The sequence below is a fragment of the Tolypothrix bouteillei VB521301 genome (assembly GCF_000760695.4).
Taxonomy (GTDB): Bacteria; Cyanobacteriota; Cyanobacteriia; order Cyanobacteriales; family Nostocaceae; genus Scytonema; species Scytonema bouteillei_A.
In genome coordinates, this window is the sequence record NZ_JHEG04000001.1 from 7,631,837 (window position 1) to 7,651,196 (window position 19,360).

Annotated in this window: 21 protein-coding genes; 11 read left to right on the plus strand and 10 right to left on the minus strand. The window is 42.4% G+C overall.

Features of this window, described 5'->3' with window-relative positions:
• Positions 1-85 precede the first annotated feature (85 nt).
• The 4 genes from HC643_RS31255 to ndhC form a co-directional block, all read right to left on the minus strand.
• Entirely contained in the window at positions 86-352 is a 267-nt protein-coding gene (locus tag HC643_RS31255; RefSeq protein ID WP_038082260.1) for a hypothetical protein, read from the minus strand.
• 171 nt (positions 353-523) lie between these two features.
• A complete protein-coding gene (locus HC643_RS31260; protein ID WP_038082261.1) occupies positions 524-1,051 on the minus strand; it encodes an NAD(P)H-quinone oxidoreductase subunit J in 528 nt (175 codons plus the stop codon).
• A complete protein-coding gene (locus tag HC643_RS31265) occupies positions 1,044-1,778 on the minus strand; it encodes an NADH dehydrogenase subunit K (protein WP_038082264.1) in 735 nt (244 codons plus the stop codon). Before HC643_RS31265 ends, HC643_RS31260 begins: the two co-directional genes overlap by 8 nt.
• A complete protein-coding gene (gene ndhC, locus HC643_RS31270; protein WP_038082265.1) occupies positions 1,769-2,131 on the minus strand; it encodes a photosynthetic/respiratory NAD(P)H-quinone oxidoreductase subunit C in 363 nt (120 codons plus the stop codon). The genes HC643_RS31265 and ndhC overlap by 10 nt, the downstream gene beginning before the upstream one ends.
• A gap of 320 nt (positions 2,132-2,451) precedes the next feature.
• Between ndhC and HC643_RS31275 the strand changes: the two genes are divergently transcribed.
• The 6 genes from HC643_RS31275 (at position 2,452) to HC643_RS31300 (ending at position 4,709) form a co-directional block, all read left to right on the plus strand.
• On the plus strand, positions 2,452-2,787 hold the full coding sequence (locus tag HC643_RS31275; protein WP_038082266.1) for a rubredoxin: 336 nt from the start codon (positions 2,452-2,454) through the stop codon (positions 2,785-2,787).
• Between the two features lie 77 nt (positions 2,788-2,864).
• The gene (locus tag HC643_RS31280; protein WP_038082270.1) at positions 2,865-3,884 is read left to right on the plus strand and encodes a photosynthesis system II assembly factor Ycf48; all 1,020 of its coding nucleotides are present in this window, start codon (positions 2,865-2,867) and stop codon (positions 3,882-3,884) included.
• A gap of 103 nt (positions 3,885-3,987) precedes the next feature.
• Positions 3,988-4,239 carry a cytochrome b559 subunit alpha gene (psbE, locus tag HC643_RS31285; RefSeq protein ID WP_038082271.1) on the plus strand — a complete coding sequence of 84 codons (252 nt, stop codon included), beginning with the start codon at positions 3,988-3,990 and terminating at the stop codon, positions 4,237-4,239.
• Between the two features lie 9 nt (positions 4,240-4,248).
• Positions 4,249-4,386: a cytochrome b559 subunit beta gene (psbF, locus tag HC643_RS31290; RefSeq protein ID WP_038082272.1), complete on the plus strand. Its 138-nt coding sequence runs from the start codon at positions 4,249-4,251 to the stop codon at positions 4,384-4,386.
• Positions 4,387-4,395: 9 nt separating this feature from the next.
• Complete coding sequence (locus HC643_RS31295; protein WP_072040825.1) at positions 4,396-4,515, plus strand: photosystem II reaction center protein PsbL; 120 nt, start codon at positions 4,396-4,398, stop codon at positions 4,513-4,515.
• Between the two features lie 74 nt (positions 4,516-4,589).
• Positions 4,590-4,709 carry a photosystem II reaction center protein J gene (locus HC643_RS31300; RefSeq protein WP_015209608.1) on the plus strand — a complete coding sequence of 40 codons (120 nt, stop codon included), beginning with the start codon at positions 4,590-4,592 and terminating at the stop codon, positions 4,707-4,709.
• Positions 4,710-4,800: 91 nt separating this feature from the next.
• On the opposite strand, the gene psaI is transcribed toward HC643_RS31300, so the two are convergent.
• Complete coding sequence (gene psaI, locus HC643_RS31305; protein WP_072040824.1) at positions 4,801-4,914, minus strand: photosystem I reaction center subunit VIII; 114 nt, start codon at positions 4,912-4,914, stop codon at positions 4,801-4,803.
• A 259-nt stretch (positions 4,915-5,173) separates the two neighbouring features.
• Positions 5,174-7,582 carry a hypothetical protein gene (locus HC643_RS31310; protein ID WP_038082274.1) on the minus strand — a complete coding sequence of 803 codons (2,409 nt, stop codon included), beginning with the start codon at positions 7,580-7,582 and terminating at the stop codon, positions 5,174-5,176.
• 284 nt (positions 7,583-7,866) lie between these two features.
• Between HC643_RS31310 and HC643_RS31315 the strand changes: the two genes are divergently transcribed.
• From HC643_RS31315 to HC643_RS31325, 3 genes are read left to right on the plus strand one after another with little or no spacing between them, the layout of a single operon-like run.
• On the plus strand, positions 7,867-8,598 hold the full coding sequence (locus tag HC643_RS31315; RefSeq protein WP_038082275.1) for a Uma2 family endonuclease: 732 nt from the start codon (positions 7,867-7,869) through the stop codon (positions 8,596-8,598).
• Between the two features lie 39 nt (positions 8,599-8,637).
• Positions 8,638-8,841: a type II toxin-antitoxin system HicB family antitoxin gene (locus HC643_RS31320; protein WP_038082276.1), complete on the plus strand. Its 204-nt coding sequence runs from the start codon at positions 8,638-8,640 to the stop codon at positions 8,839-8,841.
• 5 nt (positions 8,842-8,846) lie between these two features.
• A complete protein-coding gene (locus HC643_RS31325; RefSeq protein WP_237265972.1) occupies positions 8,847-9,101 on the plus strand; it encodes a type II toxin-antitoxin system HicA family toxin in 255 nt (84 codons plus the stop codon).
• Positions 9,102-9,495: 394 nt separating this feature from the next.
• Here HC643_RS31325 and metH read toward each other — a convergent pair whose 3' ends face one another.
• The gene (gene metH, locus HC643_RS31330; protein ID WP_038082278.1) at positions 9,496-13,038 is read right to left on the minus strand and encodes a methionine synthase; all 3,543 of its coding nucleotides are present in this window, start codon (positions 13,036-13,038) and stop codon (positions 9,496-9,498) included.
• Positions 13,039-13,787: 749 nt separating this feature from the next.
• Between metH and HC643_RS31335 the strand changes: the two genes are divergently transcribed.
• Both HC643_RS31335 and HC643_RS31340 read left to right on the plus strand, forming a co-directional pair.
• Positions 13,788-14,033: a hypothetical protein gene (locus HC643_RS31335; protein WP_038082279.1), complete on the plus strand. Its 246-nt coding sequence runs from the start codon at positions 13,788-13,790 to the stop codon at positions 14,031-14,033.
• 250 nt (positions 14,034-14,283) lie between these two features.
• A complete protein-coding gene (locus HC643_RS31340) occupies positions 14,284-14,574 on the plus strand; it encodes a hypothetical protein (RefSeq protein ID WP_038082280.1) in 291 nt (96 codons plus the stop codon).
• Positions 14,575-15,036: 462 nt separating this feature from the next.
• Here HC643_RS31340 and HC643_RS31345 read toward each other — a convergent pair whose 3' ends face one another.
• The 3 genes from HC643_RS31345 to HC643_RS31355 form a co-directional block, all read right to left on the minus strand.
• A complete protein-coding gene (locus tag HC643_RS31345) occupies positions 15,037-15,825 on the minus strand; it encodes a hypothetical protein (protein WP_237265973.1) in 789 nt (262 codons plus the stop codon).
• 16 nt (positions 15,826-15,841) lie between these two features.
• Entirely contained in the window at positions 15,842-17,488 is a 1,647-nt protein-coding gene (gene ltrA / locus HC643_RS31350) for a group II intron reverse transcriptase/maturase (RefSeq protein ID WP_038082281.1), read from the minus strand.
• A 629-nt stretch (positions 17,489-18,117) separates the two neighbouring features.
• The gene (locus HC643_RS31355; RefSeq protein WP_038082283.1) at positions 18,118-19,251 is read right to left on the minus strand and encodes an AAA family ATPase; all 1,134 of its coding nucleotides are present in this window, start codon (positions 19,249-19,251) and stop codon (positions 18,118-18,120) included.
• Positions 19,252-19,360 lie beyond the last annotated feature (109 nt).

Consider the following 19,360-nt stretch of genomic DNA (forward strand, 5'->3'; position numbering starts at 1 on the left):
AGGGAATACTGGCTCCGCTCTCTGCGAGTGACCAAAGGGAACAAGGGTTTAAGACCCCGACTGAACTCCGTTCAGTCGCTACCATTTAGGAGGGGTCTGAATCCCCTTCTAAATGGAACCTTCTGCCCTCTGCCTTCGTACTTCTGCCTTCTTCAATAAATGACCCGTTATTTAATATTGATTCTGCAAAATTAACATAATTTATTCTTCCGGATTCAAAGCTACCATAATGTCTATAAATACCACTTAAATTAACATCACTAAGATTGCTTACTATCCATTTTAATGGACTGTATTTAGAAAAATCTCGTTCTCCAGCTGCGTAACGTTTTAGTATTTCTTCAAGATTCATGGTCTTAAATAATTTGTAATGGCATAAGTACAGGAGGAGGAACTTCCAAGAAAGGTATTCTTGGGTTGGCGTAGAAACGAGGGTGAGACTGCGGTCAACGGTCACTAAAAAAAAGAATTCCCAGGCTCAGCCTGGGAACGAGGGTGACACACTATCGTCACTAGTCGCTGTTTAATAAGCGTCCTGTAATTCGTAGAAGTCGGGTGAGACGTAATCCTTACGTAAAGGCCAACCAACCCAATCTTCTGGCATCAAAAGCCGCTTGAGGTTGGGGTGTCCTTCATAAACAATGCCGTACATATCAAAAGATTCGCGTTCTTGCCAGTCTGCTGTCTTCCAAATCCAGTAAACTGAAGGGACTCTGGGATTTTCTCTAGGCAAAAATACCTTCAGTCTGACTTCTTCCGGGCGATCGGCATTATCACTGACTTTAACCAAATGATACATACTGACTAACTGTTGCCCCGGTCCCAAGTCAATGCCACACTGACATTGAAGGTAGTTGAATCCGTAAGCGTACAGAGCAGTACAGAGGGGCAGTAAAAAATCTGGCTCTACCTTAATGACCTCTATACCATTGTGGTCTGCTTCTAATGACTCATGAGCGAATTCATTTTCTGCCAACCACTGGGACACTTTACCTGCTTTTACCAGTGACTGTTCGCCAGCTGGTACTGGTTTTGATTCTTCTTCAGCCACGGTTTGTTTCCTCCTTCGCTTTTTCTGTCAGGAGCGCAGGTGGTACTGGGAGACCGATCGCTTCTGATAATTCCTTCGGTGGTGCAACACGGGTATCAGAAAGCAAGTACTGACCCGTATGAATTTGCTCGGTTGGGTTGAGTTTGTGAGTTGTGCTGTAATAGCGGTGCTTTTGCTTGGTGCGATTCCGCTCTTGCATGGAATCATCCGCTATTTTCTTCCGCAATTTGATAATCGCGTCAATAATTGCTTCCGGACGTGGCGGACAACCGGGTAAGTAAACGTCTACCGGAATTAGTTTATCAACTCCACGTACTGCAGAGGGAGAGTCCACACTGAACATCCCGCCAGTAATCGTACAAGCGCCCATGGCAATCACGTACTTGGGTTCTGGCATTTGTTCGTAAAGACGTACCAACTGGGGTGCCATCTTCATAGTGATTGTGCCTGCTGTAATAATTAGGTCAGCTTGGCGGGGACTCGAACGGGGAATCAAACCAAAGCGGTCAAAGTCAAATCGGGAACCAATGAGAGCTGCAAATTCAATGAAGCAGCAAGCAGTGCCAAATAGCAAAGGCCACAAGCTTGAAAGCCTTACCCAATCGTAAAGGTCGTCAACAGTAGTCAGAATAACATTTTCTGACAAATCTTGGGTGACTGTAGGACGCTCAATCGGGTTGAGGATGCGCTCTTTCTGCTGCTGCTCTATATTTGTATCTAAGACCATTCCAAAGCTCCTTTACGCCATGCGTAAACTAGGGCAACTACAAGAATTGCTATAAAAATGAGGGCTTCAATAAATGCCAACAGCCCGAGGCGATTGAAAGCTACTGCCCAAGGGTATAAAAACACAGTTTCTACGTCAAAAACGACGAAGACAAGAGCAAACATGTAGTAGCGGATGTTGAACTGAATCCAGGCTCCACCGATGGGTTCCATACCAGATTCATAGGTGGTGCGCCGTTCTGGGTTGCGACCGCTCGGTCGCAGGAGCTTAGACGCTGATAGAGCCAAGGCAGGCACTAGGCTACAGATAATGAGGAAGCCTAGGAGGTACTCGTAACCGCTGAGGACAAACACAATAATTTTCTACCGCTTTAGGTGCAATTAAGTCTGTTAACCTTATTTCACATTATATCTATATTGATTTTCTTAAATGCCCAATCAGCAGAACTTGCGATGATTTGATTCGTATTGGCTTAATATAGAAAATTCTTAAGGAACGATGAAGGAGCGCGATAAAAGGTTATACTCCCTTTTAGAGTATAAAATTACACTTTATTGTGTACCGTAAAGCTTTCACTTTATACTTCATAACTTTATCCTTTATACTTGAGCTGGCACTTGTGTCATAATTTTTAACATATGTTTAATATTTCCTTTTCACTAATGCCAGAGCCATGAGCGAACAAGCTGTTGCCAACACTGAGTTAGACAGATACGAATGCCGCGCCTGCGGCTACGTTTACGAACCCCAGAAAGGTGACGACAAGCACGATATTGCCCCCGGTACGTCCTTTGCTGAATTACCCAACAGCTGGAAGTGTCCGGTTTGTAGTGCCAAGAAAGTTGCTTTTACCAACATCGGTCCTGCAGGTACTGCATCGGGCTTCCAAGAAAATCTTAAGTATGGCTTGGGTGTCAATACCTTGACTCCAGGACAGAAAAACTTGCTGATTTTTGGTGCATTGGCTATTGCTTTCTTGTTGTTTATGAGTCTTTATGGCTTAAAGTAAAAATGCTCTTCTTCGCCGAGGTCTGCATTTTGACAGAATTAGGTAAACAAATTTAGATTAGAAACTGACAAATACAAATGTTTTCAATTGCAAAATCTTGGCAGCGTTTATTAGCTTTATTTGCAGTTATCCTCGCGTGCGTGGGATGTAGTAAGGTTCCTTCAACTGCTTACAACCCGTGGGAAGTGGTTTCCGTGCCAACAGAGGCAAAACTCCTCGATATTGCCTTTAGCGACCCCCAACACGGTTTTTTGGTAGGTAGCAATGCAACTCTGTTAGAAACTAAAGATGGTGGTTCCACTTGGCAACCGATAGAATTACAATTGGAAGACCAACGATATCGTTTTAACACTGTTAGTTTCTCCGACAAGGAGGGATGGATAGCAGGAGAGCCTTCTTTATTACTCCATACCACTGATGCAGGTCATTCCTGGTCGCGCATTCCTCTTAATGAAAAGCTACCGGGTAACCCCATTAAGATTGTCGCCTTAGGACAGTACTCTGCTGAAATGGCAACGGATGTAGGAGCTATATACAAAACTACTGATGCAGGGCTGAATTGGAAAGCTCAGGTAGAGCAAGCTGTTGGGGTTGTTCGTAACATGAAACGCTCTCCTGATGGGAAATACGTTGCTGTTTCTGCTAAGGGGAACTTCTACTCCACTTGGGAACCAGGGCAAACTGCTTGGGTTCCTCACAACCGCAATAGTTCTCGACGCGTGGAAAACATGGGATTCACGAGCGATGGCCAACTGTGGATGCTAGCACGGGGCGGTCAAATTCAGTTTAGTGACCCAGCAGACCCAGAAAAGTGGCAAGATGCTAAATTCCCAGAACTATCCACAAGCTGGGGCTTGCTGGATTTGGCTTATCGCGACAGCGACGAAATTTGGCTGGGTGGCGGTAGCGGTAATTTAATGCGTAGCCCTGACGGTGGCAAAACTTGGGAAAAAGACCGCGATGTTGAAACAATCCCCGCAAATCTCTACAAAATTGTTTTTTTCAATCCGAAACAAGGTTTTGCGATCGGCGATCGCGGTGTTTTACTAAAATATAATTCCAGTGTTGCAAGTACTGCCAAGTCTGAAGCAGCCTAGGTATTTCTCCTGTTTTCTGAGAAAGAGGTTACAGTGTGTAACTCTTTCTTAACTTTGTAGGATAATGATCTCATTAGCAATCTTTTTGAAGGTAGGGATATAAATGTCAGGCACTACTGGGGAACGTCCATTTTCGGACATCATTACTAGCATTCGTTACTGGGTAATCCACAGCATCACCATTCCCGCACTTTTTGTTGCAGGTTGGTTATTTGTCAGCACGGGCTTGGCATATGACGTTTTCGGAACACCCCGTCCTAACGAGTACTACACACAAGTACGGCAAGAGTTGCCAATTGTGAATAACCGTTTTGATGCAAAACAACAGGTACAGCAATTTAGTAACACAAAGTAGTTTTAAATTATGACAAGCGGAAATAACATCAATCAACCGATTACCTATCCCATTTTTACAGTTAGATGGCTTGCCGTTCACACCCTAGCAGTGCCAACCGTCTTCTTTTTAGGTGCCATTGCTGCAATGCAGTTTATTCAACGCTAGGAGTAAATCATGGATAGAAATACCAATCCCAACAATCAGCCGGTTGAGTTGAACCGGACTTCATTGTATTTAGGACTACTACTCGTCTTTGTTCTGGGGATTCTGTTTTCCAGTTACTTCTTTAACTAACTGGAACAACGGTTATCCGTGGAGCGCTGGATGTCTGAAATTGTGTTGTGTATTTGTTAAGGGAGGAAAAAGCAGTGTCTGGAAGTGGTAGAATTCCCCTCTGGGTTGTAGCTACAATCGCAGGGTTAGGCGTAATTACTGTTGTAGGTATTTTCTTCTACGGCGCATACGCTGGTCTCGGTTCTTCTATTTAAGTCATAGTTAATGGTTAGTGGTTAGTCGCTAGTAGTTGGTGGTTTATTTTTACCAATAACTCCTAACGACTAACCACTTACTATTTGCTACTTAACCGATATCGTCACGTTCAATGTAAAGCAACATAAACGCCGATACGATACCAGGAATTACCAAACCTGTCAGGGGTACAAGGATGGAAGGTAAGAATGAAGCTGAGTACATACAGAATCCTTTTAAATTAAGCAACAATTCATTTAGGAGCTTACTGCAAATTCTGCCCCATTTTTTTGAACTCTAAAGATTTTTAACAAATTTAGCCTCAGCCTCCTTCCTTCCCAAGCGGTTCTTGGGAGCGATCGCATGGAGGTTCCGTCTCCTGAAGTGGAGTCTGTAGCCCCGCAGTATGCATTCTCAGGCTTCACCTCGGAACGATCGCAAAAGCCCTCTGGTAGAGGTACAGTACCTTGCGCTCCCGAGTTCTTCAAATTCCTAAAAGCTCATCCGGATGAACATTTGGTAAGTCTGGAGGAACAACAGTTCTTTGTATGGAAACTTTGTCACTCTCTTGTTTGGTAGCCATGTCTACCGCGATCGCTTCTAAGCGAATTTCCAGACACCCATAAGGAACGTTGATATGAATGAGTTCTTCCATACCTCCTGAAATCAGAGGTAGGAAATTTATCAACCAACGGGGACCGTCTATTAACTGGCGAGTTTGGCAATCTTCTACCCAGAATTTTACAGCTAATTCAGGGCGTCGTTCGGCGAGCCGCACGCGTAACATGACAGATTTCCCAGAAATCAGTTCGCCTTTTGGTAAGTGTATTTGGGGAACAGGTAGAGATTCTGCGATCGCCGATACCACAGGTAAGAGGATAGGTAAATCTGATGCGGTTTGTTCATCTTGCTGTGATGTTGAACTATCAGCTAATGACTCATCAAAATTATCATCTACTACGATTTCTCGTGCTATCGAGGTTAAGCGTGCTTTGCTGTATTGGGTAGTGGTAACGACTGCGTTATCCGTTGGTTTTACAGATATTTCATCAGCGACTGCTACAACGTCTGTTCCCGTTTTTTCCCGTACAACTATATTCTCTTCCGCATCTTGGTATCCCTGTGGCTGTACTTCCTTTTGTGGCTGCTCGGAGTCCTCCTGTCCCCGCGTCTCCTTTTCTTCTTCTACCGAGATAGGGACGGTATCGATATCATAATAGTCTTGGTCGCTTAAATTAATTGGTTCAGGTAGACTATACCCTTGACTTTGCATCCACTTTTTAATAAGGGGAGATGTGTGAGGATCGTCTGTGACTATTAATTCAGAACTGGATGCCGGAAAAATTTCAATGAGCGATCGCTTTTGAAATTCGATTTCTTCTTCTACCAATGGCGATGAATCTTGCTCTGGAGATTCAGATTGAGCTTGTATCTCTTGCTCACTAGGTTGAGAGATATTTTGTTCGAGAGGCTCATTTTGAATTTGCGTGTTTTCTCCTTCTAATTGAGCGGAATCTTCATTGATAGTTTCAGCGATGGCGTGTTGATTGTTAACAGGTGGTTGAAAATTAAATAACTCTAAAGATTTACTCTCAATTTTTTGCCCGTCATCGATAAACACTTTTATTCGTCTTAAATATGGCAAAGCCGTGCTTCGAGTTCTTACGTAACCAATATCATCTGAACTAGATAAACCAGGAGCGAGCGTCTTATTTTGCAGCGAAGCGATTCTGGGCAATTGAGGTACGGATCGACGGTTAGAATCCTTGTTAACTTTAGGTGGTAGCGTCTTTTGAGGAATGGGTTTGACAGCACTAGTGTCAGATATTTTCCCTGTTTTAACGAGATTAAAAAATTCCAAACCTATAGATGCATTTGACTTTTTAGTTTCAGACGCAGCCAGCACTTCTAGTTCTTGAGTCTCTTCTACAGTGTCTGGTTCCTTATAAGATGCAGCGCTAATTGCTAACAAATCTGCCACATCTGCTGTAATTGTAAAGGACTCTCTGGCTAACAATAGAGTATTGCTATCAAGCGAGATAGTGCCATACAAACTCATTTCTGCTAAAATCAGCTTAGATGCACATTCAATGGGAATTTCAACAGAGCATCTAATATCAAAGGGTAATAACTTTTCTGGTAAAGATTGACGCACTCTTCTGATTAATTCAGAACCTTGTGGAGAATATAATTCTATTCTAATTTCCCCACTATAAATTCTTTCATAATGAGTTGATTCTTTTAACTTGACATATCCATTAACTGTCAGAGTTTGCCCCCAAGATACAGTGTAAATTTCCCTATCCAAAGTCAGAGAAAGGGGACATTCGAGTACAGATGTTAGAGAATCTTCAGCAGTTTCTTCTCCCTCAAGAACTGCTTCCGAATCTGGTAAAGCTAATTCAATCAAATTATTTAAAATTTGCTCTGCCGTGTCTCCTTTGAGCCATACCGGGTTAACAGGCTGAATATCTTCTTCTTGTTCGCTCTCGCTGTCAGCAGCAAGGACTTCCTTACTGTCTTGTCCTGCTTGTCCAAGTGTGACTTTAGGAAGAACTTGCAACCGCAGATCCTGTTGCCAAGATGTACCGAGAACATCTGACATCAAATCGCTCGAACAACGCATCTCCCAAATTCCAGGCTTAAGGTAGGTAAAAGGAATCACAGCCATCAAACCATCAGAATTTATGCGCCGCGATCGCCTTTGGATGCGCCGCTTGGGTGGCATTTCTAAAGTCGAGGTATGAGCGATCCGTACCTCCACATCCATGTTGGTACGGTTCGAGCGAGCGACAATTCTGTATCGCCCCTCGAGAATTTCCTCGCTGGGTGATTCCAACGGACGCCACGAGCGATCGCCTTGTTGCTGAATGAGAAATTGCCAGTTTTCCATTGTGACTGATGCAGGAACTATAAAGCCGCCTTAGGTATGACTTGCAAGAGCTTGCTGACAGTTTAGCTTAATGCACCACCAAAAGTGTTGTTTTTTTATCCAAGTATTTGCAAGATTTCTGTAAGGTAACAGCAATTTAAATAAAGTCAACACGTCCACGCATATCTTCTACACCTAACCACTCCCATATTAGGACTGAGCTACGTAAGTCAATAACAGCAGATATTGATAATTTGAGCTTACAATATAAGGGATGTCATCACTTTGGGTTAGAATCATAACTTATGTCCGAACAGCAGCTTCTAGATGCAGAGGAAATTGCTATCCCCGACATTAGCCAATTGGAAATCGAAGATGACAAACCGGTGGATAACTTTCAAAGTGAAAAGCAACAACGGCTGCTAGTAGAGCCACTCTACAGTAACCCAGTGCTGACAACTCCTTTCATAGCAGCCGCAAACGTGGGACTATTCTACTCACGCAAGCAAGATCCACTCGTACCAGATGCGTTTATCAGTTTGAACGTGCAAATGCCAGCAGATTGGAGTCAAAAGCAGAATCGCAGTTATTTTGTTTGGGAGTTTGGCAAAGCACCGGAAGTGGCGATCGAAATAGTTTCCAACCGCAAAGGCAAAGAATTGGGGGCGAAGAAAGAAGATTACGCTCGGGTTGGAATTCCATATTATGCAGTGTTTGACCCCCTGCAACAGATTCAAGAAGCCGAGCAAATGAACGGCGCATTATTGCGAGTATATGCGCTGACAGCAGGAAAATATGTAGAACTAGAATCACCTTTCTGGCTAGAAACAGTCGGGATAGGTTTAACTTTATGGACGGGTACGTTTGAAGAACAACCAGGGCTGTGGCTGCGGTGGTGCGATGTCAAGGGAGATGTCATTCCAACAGGAAAAGAGTTAAGCGAGCGAGAACGACAACGAGCTGAGCGAGAACAGCAACGAGCAACTCGATTGGCAGAACGGCTAAGAGAGATGGGCGTTGACCCGGATACAATTTAAAATATATGCGTTATATGAATCAAGCCGGAGAAACAAAAAATGAAACTAAAAGTTATTATTCATGAAGCAGAAGAAGGTGGATATTGGGCTGAAGTTCCAGCTATTCCCGGTTGTGCAACTCAAGGAGACACATTTGAAGAATTGCTAGAAAATTTATATGAAGCGATAGAAGGTTGTTTATCTGTTGATATTGATGCAGTACAGATAACCGATAAATCGAAAGTGATCGAAATTGCCGTATGAATTCAATGTCTGGCAAGGAGTTGACAAAGCTCTTAGAACGCAACGGTTGGATACTATTACGGGTTCAAGGTAGTCATCATATATACGGTAAACCAGGGATTGCTTCTCGAATTTCTGTACCAATTCATGGTAATAAAGGTTTAAAGGTAGGCTTACTTAGACATTTATTAAAAACTGCTGGTTTATTGGAAGGTTTATCACAAGAAAAACCCGTAGATGAAACACTTGATGAACAAGAAGATCGTAAGGAGTCAGAGTAGTAATCTCCGGTTTAGTAATTTCCCCCTCCCCGTATCTGCAATGTACGCATAAGTAGTTCTTTACCCCCCTTAATCCCCCCTTGGAAAGCAGGGCTGTTTCATTCTTTGTAGATAAAATCTGGAAACCTCAAAGTACTGTTTACAGTTTGTGAACTGCCCCAGGCAAAGAACGGAGAAATCAGAGTTTTAGGTTTTTCCTTTGGAAAATGAAACAGCCCTGCCCTTGGAAAGGGGGGAAACTAGATTACTAAATTTCCGGTTCCCTCTCCTTTTTAAGGTGTTAATAAGGGGAGGGCTAGTGGGGTAAGAACAAGTCTCATACCTTGATTTATAAGTTATGACAAACTTGTGTGTACACCGCAGCCTCCCGGTATGCGGAAAAGGGAAAAAGCGATTAAGCGCTAAAGTATTTAGCTACAGGGTGATAGGTAATAATCGCCGTTGTAGACTGTTCCGGATAAAGCTGTTCGCTTTCATCCATATACAAGTTAATGCGATCGCACCCCAACAACTCCAGTTGCTTGTACTGATCCTGAATATTCGGACAAGCCGGATACCCAAAACTATACCGCGAACCTTGATAGCGCTGTGCCAAAATCTCCCGAATGTTATCCGGTTCCTCAGCCCCAAAGCCCAATTCGCGACGAATGCGAGCGTGAGACCATTCAGCAAGCGCCTCGGCAACTTGCACGGCTAAACCGTGGAAATACAGGTAATCCGTGTATCGATTGCTAGCAAATAACTTTTGAGCAAACTCAGTAGCAACATGCCCAACAGTCACCGCCTGCATTGGGAACACGTCGATCGCTCCCGACTCTTTCGGTGCAAAGAAATCTGCAATACACAATCTTCTCCCAGACTTCTGTCTTGGAAACTCAAACTGAGCTATTACCTTAGCGTCCTTCGCGTCTTTGCGGTTCGTATCATAAAGATACAAACTATTCCCCCCAGCCTGACAAGGAAAATACCCGTAAACCACCTGCGGATGCAGTAGGTTTTCCCGAACAACTCGCTGCTTCCACTCCTCCAAAATTGGATAAACCTTCTCATCCAAGAAAGCTTGGTACTCCTCCTTAGATTGCTCCTTGGGTTTGCGGAACTGCCATTGTCCAGCAATTAACGCCTGTAAATCTAAATACCAGAACACTTCCTCCAAAGAAATGTCCTCCGGCTGAAGAATCTTTGTTCCCCAGAAAGGCGGAGTCGGACGTTTGATATCCACCGCCACTGCTTCAGAACGTCTGGTATCAACTTCTTGTGGTTCAGCAGGTGCTTTTTCTTTAACTGCTTTCTCTCCTGAATGTTTGCGACCATTTCCTGACACTTCATTTTCAGCAAATTCACCCAAAAATCCATGGAGATCGTCCCAACACCCACCAGATTTTGCTGGCATTAATTTATCCATGAAATTCAAGTCAGAAAATGCGTCTTTGCCATAAACGACTCGACCTTTATAAGTATTCTGGCAATCTTCATAGACAAACTTAGGTGTCAGCGCTGCACCACCCAAAATAACAGGAACTGTAATTCCTTTTTCGTTGAAAATCTCCAAGTTTTCTTTCATAAAGGCAGTGGATTTCACCAACAAACCACTCATGGCAATACAATCAGCTTTGTGCTTCTCGTATGCTTCAATGATGTTTTCCACCGGCTGCTTAATTCCCAAGTTAATCACCTTGTAACCGTTATTGGACAAGATGATATCCACTAAGTTTTTACCAATGTCGTGAACATCTCCTTTCACTGTTGCAATGATAAACGTACCCTTAGCATTATTACCAGATTCTGACTTTTCCATGAGAGGTTCGAGATAAGCAACCGCCGCTTTCATGGTTTCAGCAGACTGCAACACAAAGGGTAACTGCATTTGTCCGGAAGCAAACAAATCGCCTACCACTTTCATGCCATCTAGCAAGATGGTGTTGATAATATCTAAAGGAGGATAATTTTCTAAAGCCTTTGCCAGGTTTTTCTCCAAACCAATACGTTCGCCATCAATAATATGGCGCTTGAGACGTTCTTCAACCGGTAGACTTTCATCAACACCTTTGGCACGTTTTGTTGTGACTCCTTCAAACAGTGTTGTGAGTTCTGCTAAAGGATCGTAAGTACAAACATTCCCCTCAAAAGTCCGCTCATCGTAAATCAACTTGCGGCAAATTTCTTGATGGGGTTCCTCAATTTTTGCGAGAGGTAAAATTTTACTAGCACTGACGATCGCTGCATCCATTCCAGCTGCCATCGCCTCGTGTAGAAACATTGAGTTCAACACAACTCGTGCAGCAGGATTTAAACCAAAGGAAATATTGGATACTCCCAAAAGAACGTGACTTCCAGGCAATTCCTGACGGATGCGGCGAATCGCTTCAATAGTCGCTTTGCCGTTTTCACGGTCTTCTTCGATACCCGTGGAAATAGGGAGAGCCAGAGTATCAAAAAAGATTTCCCGTGCGTCAATTCCATATTCCACAGCTTGGCGGTAGGCACGTTGGGCGATCGCAAACTTTTTCTCGGCTGTTCGCGCCATCCCCTCTTCATCAATTGTACCGATAACAACACCCGCACCATATTTCTTCGCCAGTTCCAACACCTTGAGAAAACGGGGTTCTCCATCTTCATAGTTGGTAGAATTCAACAAACATTTACCACCAGCCACTTTTAACCCTGCTTCCATCTTTTCCCATTCGGTGGAATCCAGCATCAATGGCAGTGTCACATTATTAACCAATCGCGATACCAGCTCGTGCATATCACGCACGCCATCGCGCCCCACATAATCAACGTTAACATCAAGGATGTGTGCGCCTTCTTTGACTTGAGCTTTTGCCATGGAAACCAAGCCATCCCAATCTTCCGCATTCAGTAATTCGCGGCATTTTTTAGAACCACTGGCGTTGAGTCGTTCCCCAACAATCAAGAAGGAATTATCTTGAGTGTAGTTTTGAGTGCTGTAAATTGACGCTGCTGCTGCTTCTAACTCAGGATGTCTGAGCTTTGGCTTTAAATCTTTGGCTATTTCTGCTAATTGTTGAATGTGTTCCGGACGTGTCCCACAGCAACCCCCTATCACTTGGACACCCAAATCTTCAACAAAGTTCATCAAAGCCATCCGTAATTCCACAGGCGTTAAACGGTAGTAGGCTTGACCGCCTACGTTCTCTGGCAAACCAGCATTCGGAATACAGGAAACAATAAATGGTGAATGCTCGGAAAGGTACTTGATATGCGGTTTCATCAAGTCCGGTCCTGTTGCACAGTTAAGACCGAGAATATCAATTGGGTAGGGTTCTAAAATTGTCAGTACGGCGTTGATTTCCGTCCCTACGAGCATCGTACCCATGGATTCCATTGTCACCGACACCATCAACGGACGGCGATCGCCTTTCTTTGCAAAGACTTCCTCAATACCATTCAGCGCCGCTTTAATTTGCAGTACGTCTTGGCAAGTTTCAACGATAAACAGATCGACTCCACCATCAAAAAGCCCTTCCGCTTGTTCGGCAAAAGCAGCTTTCATGGTATCAAAATCAATATGCCCTAAAGTTGGCAGTTTGGTAGTTGGTCCGATGGAACCTGCGACAAAGCGGGGTTTTTCAGGGGTAGAAAATTCAGCCGCCACACTCTTGGCTAGTTCCGCAGCTGCTTTGCTCAGTTCATAAGCCTTGTCTGCCAAGTCATATTCTGCCAAAACAATAGAAGTACCGCCAAAGGTATCCGTCTCAATGACATCCGCACCAGCTGCAAGAAAATCACGATGAACTTTTGCAACGGCTTCCGGTTTTGTAAATACGAGGTACTCGTTACAACCTTCATACTCAGCACCACCGAAGTCCTCTGCAGTGAGATTTTGGCTTTGCAAGTTAGTTCCCATTGCACCGTCAAAGACGAGAACTGGGCGATTGGAGCTATGCAAGCGTTCCAGGAAGGGATAAGTCATATTTCATCAGAGAAATTTAGGATAGTCAAAATCATATTTGACTTGATCTATTATTTTCTTAAATTTTAAGATTTCGGGAGTCCTGTCTAAAAAGTTTTCCGTATAAGAGCGATGTTCGTTAGCTGACTTTCCGGATTGAGTATAGAAAGAAACGATTGGCAGTCTGTTTCACAAGTCTTGATAGGTAAGTTTGCTTATAAGTCGCTTGCCTCCTGCTTATTGAGCTATGGTGGTGTACACAAGTCTTCTAAAGTGCGTTCTTGCAGTTTCGATCCCCCCTAGCCTAAAAAAGGAGAGAATTGGAATCAACTTTCCCTGTTATCTGGGTGTTTTATATTTTTTCTAGAGATCTTTATTCTCAAGTTGAGATGTACTGCAGTGACTTTTTATTTATTACACTTGTAATGAATATTTTTCCTCTTGGTTTAGTATTTTCCTGATGGACGATTAAAATTAAATAGCCTTTTGAAACGGGAGCATTTTAATTTGGAAAAAACACGTTTGCGATTGAAATCGCCGCTATACAAGCTAAGTCTACCTACGTGGATTTAATAAAAAGTCCGCGTAGGCGGGCTTTGTTTGTATAGCCTCAGAATTCTATTCTGAAGGCAATTGGCACTTTGGAATGCTCCCTTTTGAAACAATCATATTCATTGTAATTCATATTATGTTCATAAATATTTAAAAATATACACATTACAAAATTTTCTCTGAGAAGGGTACAAGTATAATAAAATGAGGTGCTAAGAATGGATGAATATATCCTAGTAGATTGCGGCTTTCATGATGAGTTAGAGGCATTGGCGACGATGCGCCAAAAGTGCTGCATCATTTATCGGGGTGTGGCAGATGAGGTTTTGGAGATACAAGACCAGATTGTGGATATTTATTCAGCCAATAAAGCTGACTTTCTTAGATTAAGAAATAGTACTGAAATTCGATTAGATCGAATTATATCAGTCAATGGCAAGCCGATCGCCTACTGCTCAAATTAACTGGTGCTTTCTGCTAAACAAGTCTCATGCTGAGAAGTTTACAGCTTATATAGAAGCTGGCTGTCAAGGATAAAATTTCGTGATTTAATCAATTTGTTACATACGGATTTCTGATTTATTGATTTTCGATCGGATTTAAGAGTGTATAAGTGGGTGTAGATAATACTGAATAAATATATAGCTTGAGCTTGCTTTTCAAAGAATCACAGAGTTTGCAGTCATACTTAATTTTGAAGGAGAAAAATGTAATATGCCCAATACTATGAATAATTCTCGAGACTTGCTACCTTCTAACATAGAAGAGATTCAATTAGGTGGTACCGAACAAGAAATACAACACAATCCCTTTTTAATAGCATGGTCAAAAATCACTACTTTTTTTAAAAAAGTTCAAGTAAAGAGCGATGTAAAATCCAAACAAGAGTCTCAAGCCACAGTAGATTATGTAAATTTTGGCAAAGAACAATATTATTACACTCGGTTTGCAGATCGAGTTGATCCATCTGTTTATTACACAATTTTCTTATCTCAAAAACGCTGAAACAGCGATTGGTGAATGGTGAGTAGTTAATTTTCATACTTAAAAGTAGGGAATGAGAAGAATAAATTTCTTTTTTCCACAAATAAACAATGGTGCAAGTATCGTATATCTAGATCGGATCTCTCATCTCGTTCTTAGGCTCCACCGGGGAATGCCTTTTAGGAGGCTCTCTCTGTCTCCCGAATTTAGAATGAACTATCTGAATCCAAAATTTTTTAAATATACTTTAAGAAATTACTTGAATGTGAAACGCACTACTGATGGGATAAGATGAATTTGCCCTAGCAACTTTGTAGAGACGTGCTGTTTCAAACGTAAAGACGTTTGAAAATTTAGCTTACAGACACTAGATATGTGGTGGAAAAGATGTAGGGGCGCAAGGCAAGAAAGAGCACCTCTACCAAGATTTTAGGGCAATGCATATTTAATTTCCAACAGATGTCCACTAATCAAGCAGTCTTGCTAGATATCTGTGGTTGCGTCCACAACTGCTTCTGCAGCTACCATTAAATGGTGTATAAAAGCAGCATATCCATTTGGACAGTGAGTTTTGATAATAGTTAAATCAATCTCAAAAGCTAAGTTCCATCTAATTTGAAGCGGACGTTGATTGCTACTTTCTTCAAGAAGATAAGTTGATTTTACGAGCGCTGTCTCTAAAAAATCTTTTGTATCATCTAAACTTTCTAAATTTTCAAGTTGTTCAATCTCTACACTTAAAATTTTAGAAACAGTTTGAGTATCAGCTACTAACCATGTCTCGAAATTTTTAATCGCTAAACCTCCTGCACTGCGATCGCTTATTGCTTGCTCGTTGACATCTAAATGATTTTCACGAACTTTATTCAAAGCACGCTCTAAGCGACGCTGTCTTTCAGACAGATTGTTATCCGCGTCAGCCACAATGACAATCATGTCTACTTCTTCGGGTTTCCATGAGATAACTACCTGTGCTAAATATTTTGGATCTAAGATTGAGTGTCCGGTTCGTCGCTTAAAACAACGGCTCTCACTGATTGATGGGTGTCTCTGTACAAAATCACAATCAGGAAGTCCAGCACTTTCAAGCTCTCTCCTAATTAAAGTATGAAGTGCTCCCTCATTATTTCTTTCAATCAATTTTCCACCATCTTCTGGTTTGATATAAGGAATACTTCCTCCCAGTTCTGCTTCACCTTCAGCAATTGTCGGGTAAGGTTTGAGCGTTACCGCTCTCCCCTCCCCTAAGAACCGTACATGAGACTTTCGCACTCATACGGCTCAAGCCTTACTTCAAACGAGTTTTCACTGGGGTTTTGTGTACCTGTTTATGGCACGCTTTGTGCAGGTGCTGGAGGTTTCCCACGTCGTCTGTTCCACCTTCTGCAACAGGTACTATGTGATGGGTTTCGATTTCCTCTCCATTGAATAATGGTTCGCCACATTCTGGACAAATCCAGTTTTGGTTTTCTGCTATCTTATATAATTTGGAACCCTTCTCAAAGCGAGATTTCCCAAATTTTTGGTGGCGTTTTCTCCAGTACTCTTTTAAGGAGGGGTCATCGGGACTAGCGTCGCCTTTGACTTTTATGTGGCGTTCGATAGGCGTATACGCGATTTGATATAGGACAAGTTCTTTATCCTTACCTTGTCGGTCACTTGTTGTACAAGCAAATACCCACTTGTTACCTTTAATGGTCTTAAAGTAACGCCAGCGTACCCATTTTGAGTTTTTATTGGGGTGTCTACGCTTTGCCCAACGCCAAAGGTATTGCCATACTCGGTGTGAGATATAGCCAAAAGTTTCCTTGCTGACTACCGCTTTGTAATAGTTAGCAAAACCTCTGAGAATTGGATTAAGCTTGTAAATAAGAACTTCCTGTTCTACACCATTCAGGTTTTTGATTTCCTTACCAATCCGCTTGCAGAAGGTTAACACCTTCTTTTTTGACGGCTTAATCAGGAGTTTTCCATCGTAGTGCCGGGAGTTGAACCCCAGGAAATCGAAGCCCTCTTCCATTGACGTGATTACCGTCTTCTCAGCGCTCAATTCAAGACCTCTCTTCGACATCCATGCTTGAATCAGGTTTTGGGCAGTTTCGAGACTTTCCTTGTCTTTTGCCGTGACGATGAAATCGTCGGCATATCGCACCACGCCAAATTTTGGGTTGGTGGCTTTTATATAGGTTTCTAAGCCATGCAGCCCAATATTGGCAAGTAAGGGTGAGATGACTCCTCCCTGTGGTGTGCCTTGTTCTGTGAGGTGAAGATGTCCTTGGAACACAAAACCCGCTTTTAACCATCCTTTGATGAGTTCCCGTTTTGGGAAGTTGCTCACCATGTTCAGAATGGACTCATGGGCAATGTTGTCGAAGAATCCCTTGATGTCAGCTTCTAGAACCCAATTGTGCCATCTTGAAAGCAAGTTGAAGCTTTGTTCTATTGCGTCTTGACAGCTTCTTCCCGGTCGGAAGCCATAACTGTTTTGTTCAAATACGGCTTCCCATTCGGGTTCGAGTGCGTTCAAAACCATTGCCTGTTCGATTCTGTCGCGCACGGTCGGGATGCCGAGCGGTCGAAACTTGCCGTTAGGCTTAGGTATTTCTACCCTTCGTGTTGGTTTAAGGTTTCCCCCTTGCCAATTGTTTACCAGAATCACCCGTTGCTCTGGGGTGTTGACGATTTCCTTGTCAATTCCTGCCGTTGCTTTTCCAAGATTTGTCTGGGTGATGCGTCGAACAGATAATAGTAAGTTGGCGTAGCTTCTTTGCATCAACTTCTGTAAGTTTCTCAGCTTACGGAAGTCCCCAAGCTGACTCGCACGAAAGATTCTTTGCCGTAGGTTTCTGACAGCTTTATTAACTTTTTTCCAATTAATATGGTTCCAGTTTACTAGCTGTTTCTTCAGTCCGTTTGAAGTCAGTTCTGACATCATCTAACTTGTCCTTAGATTAGATTCCTTTGTTTAGTTTCCTTCGTATAAGACCCAGAAGAAGTCTGCTTTTCCTTTCGGTCAGGAGTGATGTTTCAGCCCCTATCTGGTTTGCTACAAACCAGCATTCGCTTTTTCTTCCATCCTTTACCCTCCAGAGAGTTCCGTCTTTGTTACCTCAGACCTACTAAGAGTAATCGACCTCTCTTAGACTCTGTAGGGCTTACCCTGTTGTACCGTTTAGTTTTCTATCCTCTTTTAGGTGCTATCTATTCTGCGATGGAAGTTATGTTCATACGATTTATAGATGGACAAGCTATAAATCCGATCCATTTACCTTTTGGTCAGAGCTTATCAGCCCGATTTAGCTCCTTTTCGTATAACGCAGTTTATCTAATAGTTCACTCGCGTTCACCTTTAAAGGATTCCCCTTTGCCCCTGACCGCCTTAGGGCTGGCAGCTTCGGTTACTTTCGTGGTCTGCATTCCACCTCGTTCATTACTTACTTGAGGCGTGACCGGACTCTTATGAGCCTTTTACGCCGGGGTAGCGGGTATGAATCCGCTAGGGAAGTAGGCTTCCCGTACTAAACGACCTTTTCAGGTCGCGCAGCCCAATACGAATCGGACGATTCATACCGGATTGCCTCCAAATATATTACTAAACCAAAGCTCACCTAATGCTCCATCGTAAGCTTCCAGTGCTTTTTGGAAACGTATAGAGTCTGTGGGTAAGGCATGAACTTGAGTTTTACCTTCGTTATCTAACTCAACAGCACGGACTTCATGAGGTTCAACATAATTAAGCAGTACGGGAGAATGAGTTGTGATTAGAACCTGAACGGGCTTACCAGTGATTCCTTCTATAGAAACGATTTTTAATAATTCTACCATTTTATGTAGGAGCCAAGGATGAACTCCGTTCTCTATTTCTTCAAAACAAATGATACTTGGAGTATTTTCTTGATATAGTGCAGTCAGAAAAGCTAGGATTCTCAGTGTTCCATCTGATATGTCAGAAGCAGGAATATGGTGTTCTGAATATTTATCAATTAATTCCAGCAAAAAAGTTTGATTGGTTCCACGAGGCAAGACAATTCTTTGTATATTAGGAACAAGCCGCCTCAAGCGATCTTCCAATTCATCAAAACTTTTACGATTTGCGTGTAAAATATCAACTAAAGCATAAGCAATTCCTTGACCAGTCCTATCCATTGTGTCAATTAAGGAGGCTTGAATGGAGAGATTGACTGGTGCAAAATCATAAATGTTAACCTTTTTCAGGGCATTAGCGAGAAAGGAATCTCGGTATTCATTAACAACTAAAAATTCTCTTAGTTCCTGTGTATATTGAGTTGTTCGACTACGAGTCTTTTCAAAAGTCTTTATATCAATTCTGCGCTCTTGATAATTAAGCTGAAGTGATAGGTCTAAAAGATTTTTGGATTTGTTAGAAAGAGTGCTTTCTGCTGTTGATAGCGTACTGACTTCAAACAACAAATAATCTCGCTTTCCATGCCAAAATTTAGATTCAATGCTTTGCTGGTTCTTCTCTACAGTCGTTAAAGACTCTGCAAACAACTGTATGACTTCTGTAGTGTTTGTAGTAGATATTAGCCTTTGGAGAAAATTAGATAACACAGCAAGAGCTTCACAAATATTCGACTTTCCAGAACCATTAGGTCCAATGAATACGGTGAATGGTTCTAAATCGACTTCAGTATCAAAAAGGCTCTTATAGTGCTGAACTTTTATTTTAGATAGCATCGTGTTCAGAAATAAGCACGTTTAAATATTCTATCTTTTTTTGTCATATTATAAGAATGCTCATTGCTCTTTTAAGTAGCTATTATCACTACGTACAGTAAAAAGTATG

Bases quoted from the DNA above. Each gene is read 5' to 3' on its own strand.
- HC643_RS31255 (WP_038082260.1), bottom strand. From the start codon at position 352: ATGAATCTTGAAGAAATACTAAAACGTTACGCAGCTGGAGAACGAGAT.
- HC643_RS31265 (WP_038082264.1), bottom strand. From the start codon at position 1,778: ATGGTCTTAGATACAAATATAGAGCAGCAGCAGAAAGAGCGCATCCTC.
- HC643_RS31275 (WP_038082266.1), top strand. From the start codon at position 2,452: ATGAGCGAACAAGCTGTTGCCAACACTGAGTTAGACAGATACGAATGC.
- HC643_RS31280 (WP_038082270.1), top strand. From the start codon at position 2,865: ATGTTTTCAATTGCAAAATCTTGGCAGCGTTTATTAGCTTTATTTGCA.
- psbE (WP_038082271.1), top strand. From the start codon at position 3,988: ATGTCAGGCACTACTGGGGAACGTCCATTTTCGGACATCATTACTAGC.
- psbF (WP_038082272.1), top strand. From the start codon at position 4,249: ATGACAAGCGGAAATAACATCAATCAACCGATTACCTATCCCATTTTT.
- HC643_RS31295 (WP_072040825.1), top strand. From the start codon at position 4,396: ATGGATAGAAATACCAATCCCAACAATCAGCCGGTTGAGTTGAACCGG.
- psaI (WP_072040824.1), bottom strand. From the start codon at position 4,914: ATGTACTCAGCTTCATTCTTACCTTCCATCCTTGTACCCCTGACAGGT.
- HC643_RS31310 (WP_038082274.1), bottom strand. From the start codon at position 7,582: ATGGAAAACTGGCAATTTCTCATTCAGCAACAAGGCGATCGCTCGTGG.
- HC643_RS31315 (WP_038082275.1), top strand. From the start codon at position 7,867: ATGTCCGAACAGCAGCTTCTAGATGCAGAGGAAATTGCTATCCCCGAC.
- HC643_RS31320 (WP_038082276.1), top strand. From the start codon at position 8,638: ATGAAACTAAAAGTTATTATTCATGAAGCAGAAGAAGGTGGATATTGG.
- HC643_RS31325 (WP_237265972.1), top strand. From the start codon at position 8,847: ATGTCTGGCAAGGAGTTGACAAAGCTCTTAGAACGCAACGGTTGGATA.
- metH (WP_038082278.1), bottom strand. From the start codon at position 13,038: ATGACTTATCCCTTCCTGGAACGCTTGCATAGCTCCAATCGCCCAGTT.
- HC643_RS31335 (WP_038082279.1), top strand. From the start codon at position 13,788: ATGGATGAATATATCCTAGTAGATTGCGGCTTTCATGATGAGTTAGAG.
- HC643_RS31340 (WP_038082280.1), top strand. From the start codon at position 14,284: ATGCCCAATACTATGAATAATTCTCGAGACTTGCTACCTTCTAACATA.
- ltrA (WP_038082281.1), bottom strand. From the start codon at position 17,488: ATGATGTCAGAACTGACTTCAAACGGACTGAAGAAACAGCTAGTAAAC.
- HC643_RS31355 (WP_038082283.1), bottom strand. From the start codon at position 19,251: ATGCTATCTAAAATAAAAGTTCAGCACTATAAGAGCCTTTTTGATACT.